The organism is Mycoplasma zalophidermidis, from assembly GCF_018913985.1.
Lineage (GTDB): Bacteria > Bacillota_I > Bacilli_A > Mycoplasmatales > Metamycoplasmataceae > Mycoplasmopsis > Mycoplasmopsis zalophidermidis.
In genome coordinates, this window is the sequence record NZ_JAHMHK010000016.1 from 1 (window position 1) to 1,168 (window position 1,168).

Genomic DNA, 1,168 nt, shown 5'->3' on the forward strand with positions numbered 1-1,168 from the left:
TTACTAGTTTAGATATCATTGATAATTTAGATAAGGTAAAACCTGTTGAACCTGTGCCTGTTAAAGATGCAGAAGAAATTAAAAGAGCAAAATCTAAACAAAATCTGCTTTTAACGATTTTAGTACCTTTAGGCGTGGGAATTGTTTTGATTGGTGGTATTATTGGCTGATTTATAAAGGTTAGATATCTAAATAAAAAAGTTAAATAATTTTATTTGGTTTATGTATATTATGTGTATAATATAGTTATCAAAATATATCTGAATCGCCAAGTGGAATCAGCCGCAGTTGAGACTTGGAAGTGGGATATGTTGTGAGCAGGCAAGCGGAGAAAATTTATTTTTCAGGCACAACTTCTGGTTGTGTCGCTTTTTTTATTTTTAAAACAAAAAAATAAATAAGTTTTTTTGTTTTACTATAATATTTTGTAAGTATTTATAAATAAAGCTATGTTTTTATTTTTTTTAATTGATAATAAGAATTAGGTAATAAATTTATCAATTGAAGGAGGGTTTTGTGTTTTCAAAAGCATGAGATAGAACAAATTTTGCTATCAGAAAAAGAGTAGATACATTTTCGCACGACATAAATGGTATTAAGATTTTAGCCCAAGGAGGAAGAAGAGACATTAGGCCATTACTTATATTTTATAGTGCAAACGATATTTATTTTCTCAACGCGAGAACAGGATATGATAGTAGAAAAAAACATAAGGGAGAAATATTAGTTAGATTTAACGGAAGCATTGAAAAATCTTATATAAATACTTCTTCAATACATGTTATGAAAAGCGAAGAATTTTTCAAATTTTATAAAAATAATCAACATAATCCTGTTTATCAATTAAATAATAAAGACACAAAAAATGTAATAGATGGATTGAATAAGAGTTTGGAATCAGATCATTTAACTATACAGAGAATTAGTGTTAATGAAAAATTCAAATCCGTTAATGAGGTTTTATTTTCTACTAAAATTGAGAACGATCTACCTTTGAACGAAAATTTCGATAAAAGATATCTAGTACAAACAAACGAATCTGTAGCTACTGTTTTACATTTAAGAGCTCTTATTAAACATTTAAAAGTTATGGATGATGAGGAATTAACGAATTATCGCAACGCTGAAAATGTAGATGAATACATGTATAAGAACTATAATGGTTATC

Annotated in this window: 2 protein-coding genes; both read left to right on the top strand. The window is 27.2% G+C overall.

What is annotated here, in order from left to right; all coding sequences use genetic code 4:
- Positions 1 to 209, top strand: a 209-nt coding sequence (locus KQ878_RS03675; RefSeq protein ID WP_216567970.1) for a hypothetical protein, incomplete at its 5' end; no start/stop codon positions are given.
- Positions 210 to 516: 307 nt separating this feature from the next.
- On the top strand, positions 517 to 1,168 hold a 652-nt coding region (locus KQ878_RS03680; RefSeq protein WP_216567971.1), incomplete at its 3' end, for an Mbov_0400 family ICE element protein.